Genomic DNA, 20672 nt, shown 5'->3' with positions numbered 1-20672 from the left:
AATTATCGGACAGTTCGGAGGGCACACAGAAACAAATTGGGTTTCAGACCATTAAACAGCCTGACTCAGCGCGACGGGAAAAAACAGAAGGTCGCTGACAACCGCGAAGGCTATCAGCAAAAAGGGATAGCCTTAGGAGTTGATCCTGGATGACAGGATAATGAGCCAGTATCTACTGGGTGTGTCCAAGGCGAATGTCCTCTTAGCGTAATCGTGCGCGCATGTTACGCCAGCAAAATTTTGACGTCAACACGCAACGGATGGCGAAAAAGTAATAATTTCCCCTTATACAGAAAGGTTAGCAGAGGGGAATTATTTATCTATGATTTCAGAATATTAACCGGCAGATAGCCGAATGGCGGCTTCGCCTTATCCGGCCTACAAATCAAAATGTTACCCGGTCAGTAGATCTGATAAGCGCAACGACATCAGGCGATCACACCGTTTCCAGTCTGGCGTAAGCCGCCACCAGCCATTTAATGCCCTGCCCCTGGAACGCGACCTGCAAACGACTGTGCTCACCGCTACCTTCGAGGTTGACGATGGTGCCCTCGCCGAACTTCGCGTGGCGTACCCGCTGGCCAAGTTTGTAGCCGGTATCGTTTTCCGCCATTGGCGTGCCCATCCGCTGATGGCTCACCGGACGGCTAACCGTGGCGCGCAGACGCACCTCTTCAACGCACGCTTCCGGCAGTTCGCCGATAAAGCGCGACGGACGATGGTAAACCTCTTTACCGTACAAACGACGCGTTTCGGCGTAGGTGAGCGTCAGTTTCTGCATCGCGCGGGTGACGCCAACATAGGCCAGGCGACGTTCTTCTTCGAGACGGCCGCCTTCATCCAGCGACATCTGGCTCGGGAACATGCCTTCTTCCATACCCACAATAAATACCTGCGGGAACTCCAGCCCTTTCGCCGAGTGCAGGGTCATCAGTTGTACCGCGTCCTGCCAGGTATCCGCTTGCCCTTCGCCTGCTTCCAGCGCGGCGTGGGAGAGGAACGCCTGCAGCGGCATTAAGTCTTCGTCTTCTTCGTTGTAGCTGAACTGGCGCGTTGCCGTCACCAGTTCGTCTAAGTTTTCGATACGCGTCTGACCCTTCTCGCCTTTTTCCTGCTCGTACATCATGCGCAGGCCGGAATCTTTAATCACCCGGTCAGTCTGCACGTGCAGCGGCATATCAGCGGTCTCTTGCGCCAGCGCGTCAATCAGTTCCATAAAGCGCTGTAAGGCGCTGGCGGCGCGACCGGCCAGGGCTTTTTCCTGCAGCAGTTCACGACAGGCCTGCCACAGCGTTAGCTGGCGGTCACGGGAAGTCTGGCGCACGACATCTAAAGTACGATCGCCAATCCCGCGCGTTGGCGTATTCACCACACGCTCAAACGCGGCATCGTCATTGCGGTTAGCGATCAGACGCAGGTAGGAGAGCGCGTCTTTAATTTCCTGACGTTCAAAGAAGCGCATACCGCCATAGATACGATACGGCATGCTGGCCTGTAGTAAGGCTTCTTCCAACACGCGTGACTGGGCGTTGCTACGATACAGAATCGCGCACTGTTCCAGCGCGCCGCCGTTGTCCTGCCAGGTTTTGATGCGATTGACCACGAAGCGCGCTTCATCAAGTTCGTTGAAGGCGCAATACAGTGAGATCGGCTCGCCGTCGACGCCGTCGGTCCACAGTTTTTTACCCAGGCGCCCGTTGTTATTTTCAATCAGGGCGTTAGCTGCGCTAAGAATATTGTTGGTCGAACGGTAGTTCTGCTCCAGACGAATGGTTTCTGCGCCCGGGAAATCATTGAGGAAGCGCTGAATGTTCTCCACCTGCGCGCCGCGCCAGCCGTAGATCGACTGGTCATCATCGCCCACGATCATCACCTTGCCGGTGTCGCCCGCCAGCAGACGGATCCAGGCGTACTGAATGTTGTTGGTATCCTGGAATTCGTCCACCAGGATATTGGTAAAGCGTTCGCGGTAGTGCTGCAGAATGTGCGGCTTGTTGAGCCACAGTTCATGGGCGCGCAGCAGCAGTTCGGCGAAATCCACCAGCCCCGCGCGATCGCAGGCTTCCTGATAAGCCTGATAGACCTTCTGCCAGGTCTGTTCGACCGGGTTGCCGTAGCTTTGCAGATGGTGCGGGCGCAGCCCTTCATCTTTCTGGCTGTTGATAAACCACATTGCCTGACGCGGCGGCCACTGCTTTTCGTCAAGGTTCATCGCTTTGATCAGGCGCTTGAGCAGACGCAGTTGGTCCTCGCTGTCGAGGATCTGGAAATCCTGCGGCAGATTCGCATCCATATGGTGCGCGCGCAACAGACGGTGCGCCAGGCCGTGAAAGGTCCCCACCCACATTCCGCCCTGGCTGGTTCCCATGATCTGACCAATACGGTGGCGCATTTCCGCCGCCGCTTTGTTGGTAAAGGTCACCGCCATAATGGAGTACGGCGAGTTGTTCTCTACCGTCAGTAACCAGGCGATACGGTGCACCAGTACGCGAGTTTTACCACTCCCCGCGCCTGCCAGAACCAGCATGTTGCTGCGTGGCGCGGCCACCGCTTCACGCTGTTTATCATTAAGGCTGTCGAGCAGGTAAGAAACGTCCATTGGCACCGCCGCGTAAAAGTAGGTAAGGCGGAGAAGCGTAGCGCCATCCGCCAAAAAGCTGGGTATATATACAGAGTTCTGCTGGTGATTATATCAGCGAGGTCAGAGATGCCAACTGTGAAATTTCAATATGCGGCAGCAAACGGCTGTCTGCGGTTTGCATCAGGTCGGCATTTTCCGGTTTGATCCAGCAAGCCTGCATACCACAACGAATAGCGCCTGCAACGTCTGTCGTCAGGTCATCACCCACATGCAGAATTTCACCTACCGGCATTTTCAGTTTTTCCGCTGCCAGCGCGTACATGTCGCTGAACGGTTTTGAGCGCCCGTCGGGACCTGCGCGCAGCACAAACTCAAAATAATCACCCAGACCAAACAGTTCCGGCTGCGCGTTACCATTGGTGATCGCCACCAGCGGCCATTTGCGGGCCAGCGCCTTCAGCGTGTCATGCGTCGCCTGCGGAACATCAATGCGGCTACGCCATTTGGCGAAATTCATCATCGCCGCATTCGCCCCCATCAAGGCTTCTGCCGCTGACAGACCAGCCTCAAGCATAGCGCGCTCTACGGCGCGGTGACGCCATTGGGTAACGTCGTGGTAGATTTCCGGCTCGGCGTCACGAACGGCCTGACGTAAGCGCTGCAGGTCGCTATTTTGCAGCGAATTCAACGCCGGATGATAATTCTGTACAAACGCGAGCGCTTCCTGCTCGGTACGTGTGATAACGGGACGGTTATCGTAAAGGGTGTCATCAAGGTCAAAGGTGAGCGCAGAAATACGCCCCAAAGGCCGGTAAAAACGCATTATTTCCCCCGTTTGGCGCGCGGATGCGCCGCATCGTACACTGAAGCCAGGTGTTGAAAATCAAGATGGGTATAGATTTGAGTAGTGGAGAGATTGGCATGACCCAATAACTCCTGCACTCCGCGTAGATCGCCGCTCGACTCCAGCATATGCGTCGCAAAAGAGTGGCGCAATTTGTGGGGATGGACGTGGCTGTTCAGCCCCTGTTTGATACCCCATTCCGCAAAGCGTTTCTGCACGTTACGCGCAGAGATGCGCTTGCCCAGTTTAGACAGGAACAACGCATCGTCATCCCCGCCAAATAAACCGCGCAGATCCAGCCAGTGCTCAATCCACGCCACCGCATTGCGGCCGATCGGCAGACGACGTTCTTTACTGCCCTTGCCCATCACCCACACTTCGCCGGTGTCGAGATCGAGATGTTTAATATCCAGCCCAACCAGTTCAGATAAACGCAGTCCCGCGCCGTACATCACTTCCAGCATCGCCCGGTCGCGCACGGCAAGGGGATCGTTGAGATCGATATCCAGCAGACGATTAACATCATCGACGTCGATATTTTTAGGTAAGTGGCGTGGCGCTTTCGGCGCGGAAACGCTTTTTGCTGGGTTGGCTTTCAGCTCGCCCTGATTAACCAGCCAGTCGAAGAAACTGCGTAATGCGGAGAGACGCAATGCCAGACTCGCCGCTCCCAGCCCTTTACGACGGCTGCGCACAGCAAAGCTGCGTACCATTGCAGCGTCACATTGTTGCCAGCTTTGCAGACCGGTTTCTCCGGCTAACGCGATGATGGCATCAAGCTGACGCTGATAATTGAGTAGCGTGATCGGGCTAAGCTGGCGCTCAACGCCCAGATAGCGCAAAAAGCGCGTCACATCCTGAGAAAGGGGTGAATCGGTCATACGCGTTCAATCCAGCGCTCCAGCAGATCCGGCAACATCAGCGAGATTTCTTGCAGTAATTGTGTACCTTGCCCCTGCTGGTAATGGTTAACGTCACGGCTGCTGAATAGCATCACGCCCAGGGAACCATCTTGCCCCAGCATCGACATCGCCACCGAGCCTATCGCTTTCGCCTCCGGCATCATAACCAGTAATTCCGGACCATTGAGTGGCCCAAGATAGTGCTGCGACTGCCCCAGACGCTGAATACGCAACGGTTCAAAGGCCTGACGGCTTAATGCCAGATGCGTAAATTTGGATGGCGCGCCAAGTCGCCACCGGTCCGGAAACAGACGCACCGTCGCGCCGGCCAGCCCCAGCTCACGCGCCCAGCGATGAAATCGCATCAGCATATCGTCAAGACTGCTGGCCGACACCAGGCGACTTTGCAGATTTAGCAGACGATAGAACAGGCTTTCATTGGCGTTGGCTTGTTCCATCAATAACGCCATGTTCTCTTCAAGCACATTAATATGATTACGTGCCCGCGCCATATGCCATTCAACTAAAGAGATCGTGCCCCGCACAGGGTGTGGGACGCGCATCGCTTCAACTGCCCGGGCATTACGGATAAAAAACTCAGGATTACGTTGCAGGTAATCGACGACCGCCCGATCGTCGAGCTCCATGAGCGTTTCCTGTAGTTCTTCCCCTGGTTGCTTCATAAGTGAATAAATCCGTCGTAGACATGTGCCGCCGGGCCAGTCATATACAGCGGATGACCCGGACCTTTCCAGGCGATATCAAGTCGACCGCCAGGTAACTCCACCCTCACCTCTTCTGCCAGCAGGCCCTGCTGAATACCTACCGCAACAGCGGCGCACGCTCCGCTGCCGCAGGCCTGCGTTTCACCCGCCCCGCGTTCATAGACGCGCAGCCGGATATGCTCGCGCTTTACCACCTGCATAAAGCCGATGTTGGCGCGTTCAGGAAAGCGTTCGTGGCTTTCCAGCACCGGTCCCAGCGTTTCCACCGTGGCCGTATCAACATCATCAACCTGAATCACGCAGTGCGGGTTCCCCATTGAAACCACGCCGCACAATATTGTCTGTTCGGCCGCGCGCATAATATAGGTCTTCTCTGCTTTGTTGGCGCGAAACGGAACCTGCGAAGGTTCAAAGTTGGGTTCCCCCATATTCACCCGCACCAGTTCGTCGTCGGTTACGGTTAACACCATACGACCATTCGCGGTACTGACGCGAATATCACGTTTATTGGTCAGCCCTTTCAGGCGAACAAAGCGAGCAAAACAACGGGCGCCATTGCCACACTGTGACACTTCACTGCCGTCGGCATTAAAAATACGGTAGTGGAAATCCAGCTCCGGATCATACGGAGGTTCAACCACCAGCAACTGATCAAACCCAACGCCGAGATGCCTGTCGGACAGGCGGCGGATCAGCTCTGGTGAGAAAAAGACATTCTGCGTTACCGCGTCGACGACCATAAAATCGTTGCCAAGGCCATGCATTTTAGAGAATTGCATCATTCACTCCGTTCACGCGGGTACAGAAATGTAAATCTATTCCTGCCGTCAGTAATTCACCTGAGAAGGGCCGTCGCTGATCCCACGATCGTTTTTCTCGGGCGTGGTGGATTGCGATTGCGGCTGAACGCTCTTGGTCGGAGGCGGCGCGGTTTTATCTGCTGGCGGGAAATAGAGCGGGCCTTTTAGCCCACAGCCCGTCAGGCTGAACAGAGTTAAAATGACAGCGAGTGGCTTTAACACGTTTTTCATTATGGATTGCCTGTAAAGTTCATGCTTTCTGTTTTCTATCATCGCAGGAGAAGGCGTAAAAGCAAGAGTTAGCCTGTAATCTGCAACGCGTTTTGTTTCAGGTTATACTGCCGTCATCACGAAAAACAGGATAAGAAAATGAACGACAGTGAATTTCATCGCCTTGCCGACACCCTGTGGATGACCATTGAGGAGCGTCTGGATGACTGGGACGGCGACAGCGATATCGATTGTGAGATCAACGGCGGCGTGCTGACCATCAGCTTCGAAAACGGCAGCAAAATCATTATTAACCGTCAGGAGCCGCTGCACCAGGTGTGGCTGGCAACCAAACAAGGCGGCTACCACTTTGACCTGAAAGGCGACGAGTGGATCTGCGACCGTAGCGGCGAAACGTTCTGGGATTTGCTGGAGCAGGCGGCAACGCAGCAGTCGGGTGAAGAGGTGAGCTTCCGTTGATTTTTTGCCGGATACGCTTTGCTTATCCGGCCTACAGTAGGCCCGGTAAGGCGTAGCCGCCACCGGGCGAAAAGCCTCAGGAGAAATACTGCTGCAACATCGGCGTGTCGTTATCCTGATTAGCTGGCGGGACTGGGTTGAGCGGCTGGGTACGGAACGGAATCACCTGCGCACGTCCGTCGGTTTTCACAATCTGATAGAACTGCGGCAGGTTAAAGTTGATGAAGCTGGAGCCGTAGGTAAAGCGATCGTGCGACGATGAATAGAAGCGGCTGACATCACGTACCAGCTCTTCTTTGCTTCCCTCGCAGTGGTGATACACCTCCGCACGGTTACTCTCATCCAGTATATAAATATTAAAGCCCTGCTCATCGCCCGTTTCTTCGAAAAAGAACTGAATGATCCCTTCACTGGCAAAACCGTCCACCACCGACGGGAGTTTCACGTGGTTCGTTTCAACCTGGACGGAAAGGCCGTGCAGTTTGTTGTGTGAAATCGCCCCATAGAATTCGATGGCGTTTTCCAGTTTCTGTACCGATACGTTCAGACGCTCGAAGAACAGTCCCCACGTCTGACCAGACACGCGCAGCGCTTTGAAACGCCCGGTTTCCTGGCGGGTACTGGAAAGGCGCAGCTCGATACACTCAGAAACCAGTTGCTGCACGCGGGTACGGATTAACCCACGCAGATGCTGGCTGTAGCAGAACACTTCGACGCTATCCGGCGGCGCGGCATCCTGGTGCATTTTGCCCAGAATCGTTTTTAACGCTTCAATCATCGCCTGCTCGCCGTTGAAGTGCAGCGTACGTACTTCATTCCACGAGTTGCGGTACAGCAGGTCGACGCTCCCTACCAGGCAATTTTGCTCTTCGCCAAAGCTGAAGACGTCCAGCTTACGGAAATCAAAATGCACCACCTGATTACGGAATGCGGTCGTCGGGTCATATTCAAGGTTAACGATAATCGCCAGATGGCGAATTTCGCACGGGCTGTAGAGCGCTTTCGGCGTTGGTGCCGGCAGGCGCAGCGGGAAGTGGTGCGATACATCGGCGACCATTTCCTGCAGCTTCGGCAAATCGACAATGCCGTTGCCCTTAATAAACAAATGCGTACGCGATGTCAGCAGACCGTTGAACCAGGCCCACGCCACCAGCTTGTTAAGGTAGCGGTTATATTCCAGTGGCTGATGGCTGATGATCGAATCCATATTTGGCGCGCGGTTGTAGAGATACCAACCCGAACGGTTGGCGCGGCCCGGCGGCACATGGATAAAGGTCAGGTTCGGTTCTGAGAGGTCCGGAGATATTTGCGGGTTCACCAGCGTTACCTTACCCGGCAACGCTTCAAACGCGGCATACAGCTTACGGGTCAGCACGCCGATATCCTGCGGACTGGCGCTAACGCTGAGGTTATTGCGCCGCGCAAAGCGGATCAGATTACGATAGCTCTGCATCATCGCATCAAGCAGTTCGTTATGCGCTTCACGTACCTGATCAATCTTCCAGTTAGCGCGGTTATCCAGCATTGTCAGACGGGCTTCGTCCCAGCCCCATTCTTGCACTAACTGACTTAATACTTCACGACGCCAGCCCACGCAGGCGCGCTCGCGGCTCAGTTTCTCACACACTTTTAAGTAGAAACATCGACGCACTAAATCCAGGCGCGTCGGGTCTTCGATCGCCGTGAGATATTCGGTCACACGCTCCAGCATCATGCAGTAGGGATCGAGACCAAAAGAGACGATCTCGCCATCGTGCAGGCGCTGTTTAATGTCTTTCGCCAACAGGCGAGGATTGGGATATTCCCAGGAGTAGGCTTCCAGCAGCAGCGTCTTCAGCACCGCTTTGTACGGGGAATCGATACTTTTGTATAACTGCCAGAGGCTGGCGCCAAAGTACTCTTCGGCGGAGAGCGAACTGAGTCCGCCGAGATCCAGCCATTCGTTTGGCGTTAATACGCCCTGCGCGTAGAGCTTCATGACGTAATCGTCGTAATGCTCTTCTTCGTCGCCCGGCACCATATTCCACAGAATACGTTTGCCCGCGAGGCGCACAGCGGTGCGATAGAATTCATCAAGCAACAGGATATGCTGCGTCGAGCCACAGTCTTCACCACCAAGACTGCCGCTTTCATTGTGACGGAAACGGTTTTCATCAATCAGGAAGAAACTGACTTCCACGCCCAGCGAAGCGGCCCAGCTTTCGAGCAGGCTACATTTACGCTGCAACAGCTGGCGCTCTTCGCTATCCAGCCAGGATTGGTGGCAGACCCAGATATCGAGGTCGGAAGAACAGCTTTGCCCTACCGAAGAGGTGCTGCCCATTGAGTAGACGCCGGTGATCGGCAGTTCGCCCTTGGGAGGTTCCTGCGGTGACATACCGCGGTACAGTTCGAGTTCGTTGAGGTAGTGGCGTTGGGTTTCATCAGGCGTGTAAAAGCATATGCCTTTGGGAACGTTACCATCGAGGTAACCCGGCATCAGAGGGTGGTGGTAGTGCAATAATGTCGGCAGCAGACTGTATACCTGCTGGAAAGCAGGTCCCATGGCAGCAAGCGCGCGATCCACACGCAGTTGATTTATGGCATCCAGTCTCTGTTTCAGAGTCTCAATATAGAGGTACAAGACGTATCGCCTGATGTTGCTATCCGTCATGTTGCCGATTGCTGCGGCGCAAGCGCTCACAATAATCGTCATCAATTCGGATAAACCGTATGTCAAAAATAACCGTTACCTGTTTTTCGCCCGTATTTTTTTGTGCGGTACAGCCGAAAAAATGGTCTAAAACGTGATCAATTTAACACCTTGCTCATTGACCGTAAAGAAAGATGCGCTACATACAAGTGTAGCACCGTTCGTTACGTGTAAATTCCTTCATACGGTCGGAAGGTTTCTCGTCATTATTCACTGCCACTGATGATGCAGCAGCTTTTCCTCTCACTTACGTTTGAGCGTAACGCTGACATCCCTTTGATAAGGATGTTAGGATGGTCAATGATTGATAATGACGGTAACAAGCATGTTAGACAATGTTTTGAGAATTGCCACACGCCAAAGCCCCCTTGCGCTCTGGCAGGCACATTATGTCAAAGACGCCTTAATGGCAAATCACCCCGGTCTGATCGTGGAACTGGTTCCTATGGTAACCCGTGGCGATGTGATCCTTGATACCCCGCTGGCAAAGGTCGGAGGGAAAGGGTTGTTTGTTAAAGAGCTGGAAGTCGCGCTGCTGGAAAAACGCGCCGATATTGCCGTGCATTCCATGAAGGATGTGCCGGTTGAATTCCCTGACGGTCTTGGACTGGTCACCATTTGCGAGCGAGAGGATCCGCGTGATGCTTTCGTCTCAAATAAGTACAACACGTTGGATGACCTTCCCGCAGGTAGTATTGTCGGGACATCCAGTTTGCGTCGCCAGTGCCAGTTGGCAAAGCGTCGCCCGGATCTCGTCATCCGTTCGCTGCGCGGCAACGTCGGTACGCGTCTCGGCAAATTGGATAACGGCGATTATGACGCCATTATTCTGGCGGTCGCTGGGTTAAAACGTTTAGGGCTTGAGTCGCGAGTCCGTACCGCACTGCCGCCGGAAGTCTCCCTGCCCGCAGTCGGGCAAGGCGCCGTCGGCATAGAGTGCCGACTGGACGATATGCGTACTCAGGCGTTGTTAGCGCCGCTCAACCACGAAGAGACCGCGCTACGCGTAACAGCCGAACGCGCCATGAACACTCGCCTCGAAGGGGGATGTCAGGTGCCTATCGGCAGTTATGCCGAACTCATCAACGGTGAGATTTGGCTACGCGCGCTGGTCGGCGCGCCTGACGGATCGCAGATGGTATGCGGGGAACGTCGCGGCGCCGCGCAGGATGCTGAACAGATGGGCATCTCTCTGGCAGAAGAGCTCCTGGAGAATGGTGCGCGCGCCATTCTGGCTGAAGTTTATAACGGAGAAGCACCCGCATGAGTATTCTGGTCACCCGCCCGTCTCCCGCAGGGGAAGAGTTAGTGAGCCGTCTGCGCACACTGGGGCAGGTGGCCTGGAGTTTTCCGCTCATCGAGTTTTCCCCGGGTCGGGAACTGGCAACACTCGCCTCCCGACTGTCGGCGCTGACGGATAACGATCTGGTTTTTGCCCTCTCGCAGCACGCTGTCACCTTTGCCGATGCCGAACTTCAGCAACAAGGGAAAAGCTGGCCTTCCCTTCCGCATTATTTTGCCATTGGTCGTACAACGGCGCTGGCGCTGCATACTGTTAGCGGCTGCAATATTCACTATCCTCTGGATCGGGAAATCAGCGAAGTCTTGCTACAATTACCTGAATTACAAAATATTGCGGGAAAACGCGCGCTTATTTTACGCGGTAACGGCGGTCGGGAACTGATAGGTGAAACCCTGACGGCGCGCGGAGCCGATGTTGATTTTTGTGAATGTTATCAACGCAGTGCAAAAAATTACGATGGTGCGGAAGAAGCAATGCGCTGGCAATCTCGCGGCGTGACCACGGTGGTGGTCACCAGCGGTGAGATGTTACAACAGCTCTGGTCGCTCATTCCGCAGTGGTATCGTGAGCACTGGTTACTACGCTGTCGGCTGCTGGTCGTCAGTGAGCGTCTGGCGCACCTCGCCCGGGAACTGGGCTGGCAAGATATTAAGGTCGCTGATAACGCCGACAACGATGCGCTACTACGCGCATTACAATAACTCTCATAATGGGATGCCATAATGACGGAACAAGAAAAATCCTCCGCCGTGGTTGAAGAGACCAGGGAGGCCGTGGAAACCACAGCACAGCCAGTCAATACTGAAAAAAAGGGTAACAACAGCACGGCGCTGATTCTGAGCGCGGTGGCGATTGCTATTGCGCTGGCAGCAGGTGTGGGTCTGTATGGCTGGGGGAAACAGCAGGCAACAACGCAGACGGCAACCAGCGATGCGCTGGCGAACCAGCTGACGGCGCTGCAAAAAGCGCAAGAAAGCCAAAAAGCTGAGCTGGAAGGCATCATTAAACAGCAGGCAACGCAGCTTGATGAAGCCACTCGCCAGCAAGCCGCGCTGGTCAAACAGCTTGATGAAGTACAGCAAAAGGTCGCCACTATCTCCGGCAGCGATGCTGGGACATGGCTGCTGGCGCAGGCTGATTTTCTGGTAAAACTGGCTGGTCGTAAATTATGGAGCGATCAGGACGTTACCACCGCCGCGGCGCTGCTGAAAAGCGCCGACGCCAGTCTGGCGGATATGAACGACCCGAGCTTAATTGCCGCCCGTCGCGCGATTACTGACGACATCGCGAGCCTCTCCGCGGTAACTCAGGTCGACTATGACGGCATTATCCTGAAAGTGAATCAGCTCTCTAACCAGATTGATAACCTGCGTCTGGCCGACAACGACACCGACGATTCACCGATGGACTCCGACAGCAGCGAGCTGTCCAGCTCAATTAGTGAATGGCGCGTCAACCTGCAAAAAAGCTGGCAGAATTTTATGGACAGCTTTATCACTGTTCGCCGTCGAGATGAAACCGCCGTCCCGCTGCTGGCGCCGAACCAGGACGTTTACTTACGTGAGAACATTCGTTCTCGCCTGTTAGTAGCCGCCCAGGCCGTACCGCGTCATCAGGAAGAGACATACCGCCAGGCGCTGGAAAATGTCTCTACCTGGGTACGCGCCTACTACGACACCGACGATGCAACCACCAAAGCTTTCCTGGAAGAGGTAGACCAGCTGAGCCAACAAAGCATCAGTATGGATGTGCCAGAAACACTGCAGAGCCAGGCTATTCTCGACAAATTTATGCAGACCCGCGTGCGTAATTTACTGGCGCAGCCTGTCACAGCGCCGGTTGCCGCCGCTCCTGCTCCTTCGGCAGACACCCCGGCAACCGCGCCGCAAGGAGAATAATGATGCTAAAAGTATTATTACTCTTTGTACTGTTGATTGCCGGGATCGTCGTTGGTCCAATGATTGCCGGTCATCAGGGCTACGTGCTGATCCAAACCGATAATTACAACATTGAAACCAGCGTGACGGGCCTGGTGATCATCCTGATCGTCGCGATGGTCGTCCTGTTTGCGATTGAATGGCTGCTGCGCCGAATTTTCCGCACCGGCGCGCATACCCGCGGATGGTTTGTCGGCCGTAAACGTCGCCGCGCCCGCAAGCAGACTGAACAAGCGCTGCTCAAACTGGCGGAAGGCGATTATCAGCAGGTTGAAAAGCTGATGTCGAAAAACGCCGATCATGCTGAACAACCGGTAGTGAATTACCTGCTGGCGGCAGAAGCGGCCCAGCAACGTGGCGATGAAGCGCGCGCGAATCAACACCTTGAGCGTGCAGCTGAACTGGCCGGGAATGATACGATCCCGGTAGAAATCGCTCGCGTTCGTCTGCAACTGGCGCGTAATGAAAATCACGCCGCGCGCCACAGCGTAGATAAGCTGCTGGAGGTGACGCCGCGTCATCCGGAAGTGCTGCGTCTGGCTGAGCAAGCCTACATTCGCACCGGCGCATGGAGTTCGTTACTGGATATCATTCCATCTATGGCTAAAGCGCATGTGGGTGATGAAGAGCACCGCGCAATGCTGGAACAACAGGCATGGGTGGGTCTGATGGATCAGGTTCGCGCCGATCAGGGCAGTGAGGGGCTACGTACGTGGTGGAAAAACCAGAACCGTAAAACCCGTCATCAGGTTGCCCTGCAGGTCGCGATGGCTGAACATCTGATTGAGTGCGACGATCACGATACGGCGCAGCAGGTCATCATTGACGGTCTGAAACGTCAGTATGACGACCGTCTGGTGCTGCCGATCCCGCGCCTGAAAACCAACAACCCGGAACAGATAGAAAAAGTGCTTCGCCAGCAGATTAAGGCCGTTGGCGATCGCCCGTTGCTGTGGAGCACGCTGGGGCAATCGTTAATGAAGCATGGTGAATGGCAGGAAGCCACGCTCGCCTTCCGTGCTGCGCTCAAACAGCGCCCGGACGCCTACGACTACGCCTGGCTTGCTGACGCGCTGGACAGACTGCATCAGCCGGAAGAAGCCGCCACCATGCGCCGTGATGGCCTGATGTTGACGCTGCAGAACAACAATCCCCCGCAGTAATTCCCTCTTGCCCGGTGGCGCTTCGCTTACCGGGCCTACCGTCTACACAAAATCATTCAAGATGCATAAAAAAACGCCCGCTCGGTAAGGAGCAGGCGTTAAACAGGTCTGTATGACAACATAATGGGTGCTTCACTCAACGTTATGTCCATGGTGTTTGATGAGGCATGAGCGACATCTGTCTGTGGACGATAAGCACCGTAAACGGCTCTGCATCATTCCTGAGTTTATGAGGCCTGATGGCGAACATAAGAGATGGAATGAGCATCTACCCGTATATTATTGCACAACGCATGCCACGATTGCACTGCAAAAACTATGGATTCGAACTTTTTAAGACATCAGGTAATTCGCGGGAATAAAGGCTGAGGAGGGAAAATCAGAAAACAAAAAACCCCGCCGAAGCGGGGTTCAAAATTGGTCGGCGAGAGAGGATTCGAACCTCCGACCCACTGGTCCCAAACCAGTTGCGCTACCAAGCTGCGCTACTCGCCGTTTTACTGCTTTTTGAATTTTTAGTTCAATTCTTTAAGTCGTGGTGCGAGGGGGGGGACTCGAACCCCCACATCCTAAGGACACTAACACCTGAAGCTAGCGCGTCTACCAATTCCGCCACCTTCGCATTTCACAACTTTAAATTAATGGGGTGGCTAATGGGATTCGAACCCACGACAACTGGAATCACAATCCAGGGCTCTACCAACTGAGCTATAGCCACCACTGCAAATCTTTTACGCGGTATTAAAACCACCGCAGCTCCGGCACCTAACTAAATGGTGCGCCCGACAGGATTCGAACCTGAGACCTCTGCCTCCGGAGGGCAGCGCTCTATCCAGCTGAGCTACGGGCGCTTAGCGCCGTTGCGGGGCTGGATATTACGGAGGTCTCGGTCTTCTGTCTAGTGCTTTTTTAAAATAAATTATCGTTTGGTCATGGTTTGTGCGTTTTGTCGCTTATTCCCGCAATTTATGGGCTGTGCCATGACGATTCAGACCAAAAACCTTATAAATGAGCGTCACAGCCAGTAAGAAGATAATCCCAACAAACAGCGACATTCGGGTATCTTCATTAAAGTACATACCGATTAATACGCAAACCAGGAACGCCATCGTCAAATAATTCGCCCACGGGAACAGAATCGAGCGGAAAGGATGACTGGCGATCGCCGCTTTATGCGCCTGACGGAAACGCAGCTGGCTTATCAGGATCACAAACCACGGCACCATCCCCGGCAACACACTGGCACTATAGACATAAACGAACACCCGTTGCGGATTGGGAATGATGTAGTTCAGGCACGAACCAATCAGCAGGATCGCGATAGAAATCGCTACACCGGCAACCGGCACGCCATGGCGAGAGACTTTTCCAACAGCGGCTGGTAGCTGGCGATTCTTTGCCAGCGCGTAGAGCATACGCCCGCAGCTGTACATGCCGCTGTTACAGCCAGACAGTGCCGCCGTCAGGACCACAAAGTTAATAATCCCTGCCGCGGCGGTAATACCAATCTTGGCAAAGGTGAGAACAAACGGGCTGCCGTTGCTGCCGATCTCGTTCCACGGGAAAATAGTGACGATAACAAAGATCGCGCCGACGTAGAAAATCAGGATACGCCACAGCACCTTCCCCACCGCGCTACGCAGCGTGACCTGGGGGTTCTTCGCCTCACCCGCAGTAATGCCGATCAGCTCTACGCCCTGGTAGGAAGCCACGACAATACACAATGCCGTCAGAAAACCCTTCCAGCCGCCGGCAAAGAAGCCGCCGTGGTCGGTCAGGTTGCCAAAGCCAATCGCCTGACCGCCATTGCCAAAGCCGAAGAAAATGACCCCTAACCCAATAACGATCATCACAATGATGGTGGTCACTTTGATCATGGCAAACCAGAATTCAATTTCACCATACAGGCGAACCGCGGCGAGGTTTGCCAGCGCAACCAGCCCGACAGCAATCAGGGCAGGTATCCATTGCGCCATTTCCGGGAACCAGAACTGTACGTACACCCCGATGGCGGTAATCTCTGATATCCCTACCGCCATCCACATAAACCAGTATGACCAGGCGGTGAGATAGCCAAAGAAGGGGCTCATGTAACGGTGCGCGTAAACCGCGAATGAACCGGCAACCGGCTCGAGGAATAACATCTCCCCCATGGAACGCATAATGAAAAAGACGAACAGCCCCGCGACGATATACGCCAGCAGTACCGAAGGCCCCGCCCATTTCAGGGTACTGGCGGCGCCCATAAACAGTCCGACGCCAATAGTGCCTCCAAGGGCAATTAATTCGATGTGACGAGCCTCCAGCCCACGCTGTAGCTCAGGTTTGTTCTCGGCCATAAATCCTCTTGATGTGTTTGCATGCTGTCCGGTATTACCGGTTCTCGTTATGGGTACATCTTGTTATTCCATAACAGGCCATACGGCACCGACCGCTTAACGGTTGGCGCCAAAAACACCACGGCACTGTAATGATTGTTGCGAATGGTTTCCTAAAATCGCTTAAATGGCAATTAAAGCATTCAAAAAATGAATAGATTGTGCGAGAAAGCAGCGATTATGTTGTGAATAAGTAGCGTGATTAGCAGATCACGCTACTTATCAGAGGAGAGAGCATCAGAGGTTGCCGGTATAGTGCCAGCGGAGATAGCGCAACAAACGAAGTTGACGGGTGATACGGCTCGGCTGTGACAGTAAGCGATACAGCCACTCCAGCCCCAGATTTTGCCAGAGTTTAGGCGCACGCTTAACGTGACCGGTAAAGACGTCGTAGGTCCCCCCTACCCCCATATACAGCGCTTCAGGGTGGATCTTCCGGCAATCACGCATAAAAATTTCTTGTTTCGGCGATCCCATCGCTACCGTCACAATTTGCGCACCGCTGGCGTGGATACGTTCAAACAATGCCTGACGCTGCTCCGGCGTAAAATAACCGTCCTGGCTACCCACAATGTTCACATGCCACTGCGCACGCAATTTGGCTTCGGTTTGCGCCAGAACCTCAGGCTTGCCGCCAATCAGGAAAACCGGCGTTCCCTCCTGCCCGGCTCTCGCCATTAGCGCTTCCCAGAGATCGGCCCCCGCTACGCGTGAAATCTGAGCCTGCGGGAATTTTTTACGCACCGAACGCACCACGCTAATACCATCCGCATATTTGAACTCAGCGGCGTTAATCAGATCCCGCACTTCAGGGTTATCTTCTGCCGTCAGCATTTTCTCGGCATTGATAGCCACCAGCGTCCCAGGCCTGAGGCGTCCTTCGGCAAACAGGTAATTTAGCGCGTGTTGCATATCGCGCCAGCCAATCAGTTGTAGTCCGCGCAGCGAATAGAGTGGCGCAGTTGTGTTATCCGTCATTACGATCCTTCAATCTGTGTCCGGGGCAGCGATTTAATTCGTTTATGGATAAGTCCCGCGCTATCGAATAGCCAGAACAGCAGTTTTGCCACCAGCAGACAAACGCCAAAAATCACGAGGAAAAAGACCACTCGCGAGACAAACGAATCCAGTCCTTCACGTGCCAAAACGATCATATTGAAAATGGCGCCAAAACAGAAACTGTGCAAAATGGCCGCCTTGTAGCGATTGGTTTCGCGGTTACCTAATTCATATAGCCAGTCGAACCATTTAATGATTAACCCGACGACAATCGCGCCTAACGGTATAAACAGCGCCCCGCCCATCACCACCAGCGAACCAATTAACGTGGGTGAAATCGCCAGCCCCGAGTGGTTGTTCAACACTTCCCAGGTAAAGTAGTTCGCGGAGTTGAGAACGATACTCGGCCGCCCGGGCCACAGCCAGGTGGGGATAAAGACGTAGAAATCACGGACGATCGGCGCCAGCCCCTGGAACTCAATATTGTGGTAGTTCTGCAGCAACAGCGCCAGGTTTTCCCACGGCGAGAAAGTATCACGCGTCAGGTACAGGAACGTATAGAACGCCTCGTCACCGCTCACGTTCATCCCGTAGCGTTTCAGCGCCAGCCAGAACATACCGACGATGCCCAACACGCCTGCTGCGGCCAGCATCCACAGCGAAATCCAACCGCGAATAATGCCGATAAACAGGAAGATGGCAAACGCGATAATAATATTGGCGCGCGTTCCGCCGACAATCATATAGGTCAACAAGCCAAACGCGACGGTGCTTACCAGGAAGAACAGCCACGCTTTGCTGTCCTGACGCAGAAAGTAGACCACCAGCATCGCCGGAATGAAGAAGTAGAAGAAGCGCTTTAACGCCACGCCAGAGACTTCACTGGAAAAAATCTGGCTGTAGGATTGCAGTCTGAACAGCAGGAACCCATTGTGCATAAAGAAGACGCCCACGCTCACCAACGCAATCGCCATCAGAATAACCCAGGTTAAATGGGCTTCAACGCGATTGATGGTAAATAGCGGCCTGCGCGGCTTATCCTCTACGCGCTTACGTAAACGCGTTTTATACGTCACGTAGTAAACGGCATAGAAGCAAGCGGCTGACAGCAAAGCCTGCAGCAGGATCTCCGGGGGCGCTACCGCCACATCAAAACGAAACACCAGGATGCTGGTCAGCGGGAATCCGAAGAAGAACGTTAGCAAAAACAGCAACGAGAAAAAGACGTTGAAGTTAAAACGCACGCGGCGGAATTCAAACCAGGTCAGCGTGGCGATAAACAAAGTGGAGAGCAGCCAGACCACCAGCAGCCCGCTGAATTGCATCAGGCTCATTTAGTTTCTCCTGAAGCAATGCGCAGCGCGTTATGCCACGGCTGCAGATAATTCGGACTAAAGAAGGTGATCGTATTTTTATCTACCAACGCCAGTTGCCGCTGCGCTTCGCGTACGAGACCTTCATTGAGTTGATCTGTCGTAAACAGAACCGGGATATTTTGCTCTGCCATATCCTGCCAGAAAGGATTTTCACGGTTGAGCACGCATGGGATACCGGCCTGGATCAACAAACATAAGGTGCCGATCCCTTGCTGACGAGCAAAAATAAAGTAGCCCAGATCGCACTGACGCAATAGTGCCAGATAGGCATCAAACTCCAGTTTTTCACTCAATATTTGCAAATTATCCGCGCTAAATAATGCCAGACCCGCCTGACGAACCTCGTCGATATAGGCCGTATTATTGGCCGGATACCCCATTGGCACGATCACATTCACCGTGTCACCAAACTGCTGGTGAACAGCACGTAGCGCGGCAATATGCTCATTGCTGCGATCGCCAGAGTTGCCAACCAACACCGTCATCTTACCGCTGCGCTGGCTTTCACTGCTCATATTATTGAGCGAGGGATCCATCCGCGTTGGGAAATAGAGCAGTTCGCCGCGAACGTGCGGATGCTGCCCGGCGAAATAACGTAAATCGCCTCGCGTAGCAAACACGCAGCCCACGCGATTCTGCGCCATGCGACGAATCGGGTAAAACAGGCGGAATTTCAGCCCACTGGAAACTTCATATAAATCCGCGCCCCAGATGTGCCAGTAAAACTGCTCCGGTTTAATTCCCCCACTCAGCAGTGCCAGCCACAGGCTGGTGTTGAACTGACCATGAAAGAAGAAGCGCTGTTGGCGATCCGCTTTCGCCTTCGCAATAACCGCCTGGGCCAGCGCCTTTTTTCCGTCGTAGAAACTCAGCGATAACGCCGGGCAGCTCTCACTGAACCCAGCATCCTGGCCTGCAACCATAAACGTGCACGCGTGCTCGCTCGTCGCAGCCAGCGAATCGTTAAAAAACCGCAGCACGGTGTGGTTATGGTGAGGGATATCCGATCCCAGAACGTGAATCAGTACAGTCATGCCCGCCTACGCCAGAGTAAAAACACGCCACAACAAAGAGAAAAATAGACGATGTATGTTGCCATATACGCCTGCGCTGCGCCCAGAGCACCATGTGCCGGGATCAGCCAGTGGGCAAACGCCGTCAATAACATGAACTGGCTAATTTCAGCCAAAATATAAAACCGCAGCGACGCTTTCGCGATCACCAGATACCCAAAAACGTAGGCGCCAACTTTCAGTACATCGCCGACCAGTTGCCAGGCAAACAGGTCGCGCATGGCGGTAAATTTTGCGGAAAAGAGCAGCCAGATCGCAAAATCACGCAATAGCCAAACCGTAAAGCTCGCGGCGGCAACCGCCGGCAGCACGAACTTCAGCGACTTAATGACCTCGCGGGTAATGTCATGCTTTTCTGTCAGCCGCGACAACGTCGGCAGCAAGTAAACACTGAATGAGGCGGTAATAAATTGCAGATACGCATCGGAGATACTGCTGACCCCCTGCCAGATCCCCACATCATCCCAGCTGTACTGTGCCGCCAGCAGGTTTCGCATCATCACGTATGCCACAGGCAGCGTTACAGAGGTAATCAGCGCCATCAGCGTAAACTTGCTTAACTGACCTGCCAGACCATTGTCCCACGAGGGTTTCAGGTAATGCAGCGGAATAGTTCCACGCTTAAGCAGCATAATAATGGCAGGGATAACGACCAGCGCAGGCACCAGGGCCAGACCCAGCAAGGCGCCTTCATAGCCCCCCAGGCGATAGCAGCCATAGTAAGCCACTACGCCAACCAGGCTACCCACAATCAGCGACAGCGCGTTGCCTGCCGCATCGCGGAAGCCTTTCATTAGCGCCAGTAGCAGGTTCGCCCAGGCGATACCCATCTGCACCAGCGCAACCAGTCGAACCAGCCCCTGATAATGCGTATGGCCAAACAACCCCTGACTGATCGGCGCGGCCGCCAGCAGAAAAACCGCCGCCATCAGCGTAGAGAATCCCAGCACCATTGCGGAAGATGTACCGACCACCTTACGGAGCCGGGCCGGATCGTCATGGTGCTGCGCAACGTATTTCGTGACGCCGTTGAAAATGCCAGCTCCCGCCAACACGCCCAGCACGGTGACCATTTGGCGAAAATTACCCGCCTGACCCACACCTGCCGGGCCAAAGGAGACGGCCAATAGTTTCACCACCAGCAAACCCGCCCCAATTTTTACCAGCGTACTGGCCGCCGTCCATAAGGACGCTTTAGCAAGCGACATA

The 20672-nt window shown here is 54.2% G+C and carries 18 protein-coding genes and 4 tRNA genes; 5 read left to right on the top strand and 17 right to left on the bottom strand.

What is annotated here, in order from left to right; all coding sequences use genetic code 11:
• Positions 1-132 precede the first annotated feature (132 nt).
• From ysgD to FDW97_RS20415, 7 genes are all read right to left on the bottom strand, one after another.
• Entirely contained in the window at positions 133-189 is a 57-nt protein-coding gene (ysgD, locus tag FDW97_RS23540) for a YsgD/CorL family protein (RefSeq protein WP_212723238.1), read from the bottom strand.
• A 247-nt stretch (positions 190-436) separates the two neighbouring features.
• Positions 437-2599 carry a DNA helicase II gene (gene uvrD, locus FDW97_RS20440; RefSeq protein WP_038634502.1) on the bottom strand — a complete coding sequence of 721 codons (2163 nt, stop codon included), beginning with the start codon at positions 2597-2599 and terminating at the stop codon, positions 437-439.
• Between the two features lie 88 nt (positions 2600-2687).
• Positions 2688-3404, bottom strand: coding sequence for a 5-amino-6-(5-phospho-D-ribitylamino)uracil phosphatase YigB (gene yigB / locus FDW97_RS20435; protein ID WP_069325085.1), 717 nt, complete (start codon positions 3402-3404; stop codon positions 2688-2690).
• Entirely contained in the window at positions 3404-4306 is a 903-nt protein-coding gene (gene xerC, locus FDW97_RS20430) for a tyrosine recombinase XerC (RefSeq protein WP_085049776.1), read from the bottom strand. The genes yigB and xerC overlap by 1 nt, the downstream gene beginning before the upstream one ends.
• On the bottom strand, positions 4303-5010 hold the full coding sequence (locus FDW97_RS20425; RefSeq protein WP_085049775.1) for a DUF484 domain-containing protein: 708 nt from the start codon (positions 5008-5010) through the stop codon (positions 4303-4305). Before FDW97_RS20425 ends, xerC begins: the two co-directional genes overlap by 4 nt.
• The gene (dapF, locus tag FDW97_RS20420; protein WP_038634512.1) at positions 5007-5831 is read right to left on the bottom strand and encodes a diaminopimelate epimerase; all 825 of its coding nucleotides are present in this window, start codon (positions 5829-5831) and stop codon (positions 5007-5009) included. The genes FDW97_RS20425 and dapF overlap by 4 nt, the downstream gene beginning before the upstream one ends.
• 48 nt (positions 5832-5879) lie before the next feature.
• A complete protein-coding gene (locus FDW97_RS20415) occupies positions 5880-6083 on the bottom strand; it encodes a lipoprotein (protein WP_032940199.1) in 204 nt (67 codons plus the stop codon).
• Between the two features lie 138 nt (positions 6084-6221).
• Here FDW97_RS20415 and cyaY point away from each other — a divergent pair, with 138 nt between their 5' ends.
• Positions 6222-6542 (top strand): iron donor protein CyaY, encoded by a 321-nt coding sequence (cyaY, locus tag FDW97_RS20410; RefSeq protein ID WP_038634515.1) that lies wholly within the window; start codon positions 6222-6224, stop codon positions 6540-6542.
• Between the two features lie 76 nt (positions 6543-6618).
• Here cyaY and cyaA read toward each other — a convergent pair whose 3' ends face one another.
• Positions 6619-9165: a class I adenylate cyclase gene (cyaA, locus tag FDW97_RS20405; protein WP_038634518.1), complete on the bottom strand. Its 2547-nt coding sequence runs from the start codon at positions 9163-9165 to the stop codon at positions 6619-6621.
• Between the two features lie 394 nt (positions 9166-9559).
• On the opposite strand from cyaA, the gene hemC reads away from it, so the two are divergent.
• From hemC to hemY, 4 genes are read left to right on the top strand one after another with little or no spacing between them, the layout of a single operon-like run.
• On the top strand, positions 9560-10501 hold the full coding sequence (gene hemC / locus FDW97_RS20400) for a hydroxymethylbilane synthase (protein ID WP_038634520.1): 942 nt from the start codon (positions 9560-9562) through the stop codon (positions 10499-10501).
• On the top strand, positions 10498-11238 hold the full coding sequence (gene hemD / locus FDW97_RS20395; protein WP_042314019.1) for a uroporphyrinogen-III synthase: 741 nt from the start codon (positions 10498-10500) through the stop codon (positions 11236-11238). Before hemC ends, hemD begins: the two co-directional genes overlap by 4 nt.
• A gap of 21 nt (positions 11239-11259) precedes the next feature.
• Entirely contained in the window at positions 11260-12435 is a 1176-nt protein-coding gene (gene hemX, locus FDW97_RS20390; RefSeq protein ID WP_137351551.1) for a uroporphyrinogen-III C-methyltransferase, read from the top strand.
• Between the two features lie 2 nt (positions 12436-12437).
• Positions 12438-13637: a protoheme IX biogenesis protein HemY gene (gene hemY / locus FDW97_RS20385; RefSeq protein ID WP_038634530.1), complete on the top strand. Its 1200-nt coding sequence runs from the start codon at positions 12438-12440 to the stop codon at positions 13635-13637.
• 418 nt (positions 13638-14055) lie between these two features.
• On the opposite strand, the gene FDW97_RS20380 is transcribed toward hemY, so the two are convergent.
• The 9 genes from FDW97_RS20380 to wzxE all read right to left on the bottom strand — a co-directional run bounded on the left by FDW97_RS20380 (position 14056) and on the right by wzxE (position 20671).
• Positions 14056-14132: transfer RNA gene (locus FDW97_RS20380), tRNA-Pro, on the bottom strand.
• Between the two features lie 41 nt (positions 14133-14173).
• Positions 14174-14259: transfer RNA gene (locus FDW97_RS20375), tRNA-Leu, on the bottom strand.
• 20 nt (positions 14260-14279) lie between these two features.
• A tRNA-His gene (locus FDW97_RS20370) sits at positions 14280-14355 on the bottom strand.
• Positions 14356-14411: 56 nt separating this feature from the next.
• Positions 14412-14488, bottom strand: a tRNA-Arg gene (locus FDW97_RS20365).
• Between the two features lie 102 nt (positions 14489-14590).
• The gene (locus FDW97_RS20360) at positions 14591-15976 is read right to left on the bottom strand and encodes an amino acid permease (RefSeq protein ID WP_137347640.1); all 1386 of its coding nucleotides are present in this window, start codon (positions 15974-15976) and stop codon (positions 14591-14593) included.
• 276 nt (positions 15977-16252) lie between these two features.
• Entirely contained in the window at positions 16253-16993 is a 741-nt protein-coding gene (wecG, locus tag FDW97_RS20355; RefSeq protein ID WP_069325088.1) for a lipopolysaccharide N-acetylmannosaminouronosyltransferase, read from the bottom strand.
• On the bottom strand, positions 16993-18348 hold the full coding sequence (wzyE, locus tag FDW97_RS20350) for an ECA oligosaccharide polymerase (protein ID WP_038634539.1): 1356 nt from the start codon (positions 18346-18348) through the stop codon (positions 16993-16995). The genes wecG and wzyE overlap by 1 nt, the downstream gene beginning before the upstream one ends.
• Positions 18345-19424 carry a TDP-N-acetylfucosamine:lipid II N-acetylfucosaminyltransferase gene (locus tag FDW97_RS20345; RefSeq protein ID WP_137351550.1) on the bottom strand — a complete coding sequence of 360 codons (1080 nt, stop codon included), beginning with the start codon at positions 19422-19424 and terminating at the stop codon, positions 18345-18347. Before FDW97_RS20345 ends, wzyE begins: the two co-directional genes overlap by 4 nt.
• Positions 19421-20671 carry a lipid III flippase WzxE gene (wzxE, locus tag FDW97_RS20340; protein ID WP_038634544.1) on the bottom strand — a complete coding sequence of 417 codons (1251 nt, stop codon included), beginning with the start codon at positions 20669-20671 and terminating at the stop codon, positions 19421-19423. Before wzxE ends, FDW97_RS20345 begins: the two co-directional genes overlap by 4 nt.
• Position 20672 lies beyond the last annotated feature (1 nt).

The sequence above is a fragment of the Citrobacter sp. wls708 genome (genome assembly GCF_005281255.1).
In the GTDB taxonomy this organism is placed as follows: Bacteria; Pseudomonadota; Gammaproteobacteria; order Enterobacterales; family Enterobacteriaceae; genus Citrobacter; species Citrobacter werkmanii.
Note: the sequence above shows the minus strand (reverse complement) of the source record. Positions and strands in the feature narration are given on the sequence as shown.

Excerpts from the sequence above, each read along its gene's own strand:
- uvrD (WP_038634502.1), bottom strand. The coding sequence starts at position 2,599 with ATGGACGTTTCTTACCTGCTCGACAGCCTTAATGATAAACAGCGTGAA.
- yigB (WP_069325085.1), bottom strand. The coding sequence starts at position 3,404 with ATGCGTTTTTACCGGCCTTTGGGGCGTATTTCTGCGCTCACCTTTGAC.
- xerC (WP_085049776.1), bottom strand. The coding sequence starts at position 4,306 with ATGACCGATTCACCCCTTTCTCAGGATGTGACGCGCTTTTTGCGCTAT.
- FDW97_RS20425 (WP_085049775.1), bottom strand. The coding sequence starts at position 5,010 with ATGAAGCAACCAGGGGAAGAACTACAGGAAACGCTCATGGAGCTCGAC.
- dapF (WP_038634512.1), bottom strand. The coding sequence starts at position 5,831 with ATGCAATTCTCTAAAATGCATGGCCTTGGCAACGATTTTATGGTCGTC.
- FDW97_RS20415 (WP_032940199.1), bottom strand. The coding sequence starts at position 6,083 with ATGAAAAACGTGTTAAAGCCACTCGCTGTCATTTTAACTCTGTTCAGC.
- cyaY (WP_038634515.1), top strand. The coding sequence starts at position 6,222 with ATGAACGACAGTGAATTTCATCGCCTTGCCGACACCCTGTGGATGACC.
- hemC (WP_038634520.1), top strand. The coding sequence starts at position 9,560 with ATGTTAGACAATGTTTTGAGAATTGCCACACGCCAAAGCCCCCTTGCG.
- hemD (WP_042314019.1), top strand. The coding sequence starts at position 10,498 with ATGAGTATTCTGGTCACCCGCCCGTCTCCCGCAGGGGAAGAGTTAGTG.
- hemX (WP_137351551.1), top strand. The coding sequence starts at position 11,260 with ATGACGGAACAAGAAAAATCCTCCGCCGTGGTTGAAGAGACCAGGGAG.
- hemY (WP_038634530.1), top strand. The coding sequence starts at position 12,438 with ATGCTAAAAGTATTATTACTCTTTGTACTGTTGATTGCCGGGATCGTC.
- FDW97_RS20360 (WP_137347640.1), bottom strand. The coding sequence starts at position 15,976 with ATGGCCGAGAACAAACCTGAGCTACAGCGTGGGCTGGAGGCTCGTCAC.
- wecG (WP_069325088.1), bottom strand. The coding sequence starts at position 16,993 with ATGACGGATAACACAACTGCGCCACTCTATTCGCTGCGCGGACTACAA.
- wzyE (WP_038634539.1), bottom strand. The coding sequence starts at position 18,348 with ATGAGCCTGATGCAATTCAGCGGGCTGCTGGTGGTCTGGCTGCTCTCC.
- FDW97_RS20345 (WP_137351550.1), bottom strand. The coding sequence starts at position 19,424 with ATGACTGTACTGATTCACGTTCTGGGATCGGATATCCCTCACCATAAC.
- wzxE (WP_038634544.1), bottom strand. The coding sequence starts at position 20,671 with ATGTCGCTTGCTAAAGCGTCCTTATGGACGGCGGCCAGTACGCTGGTA.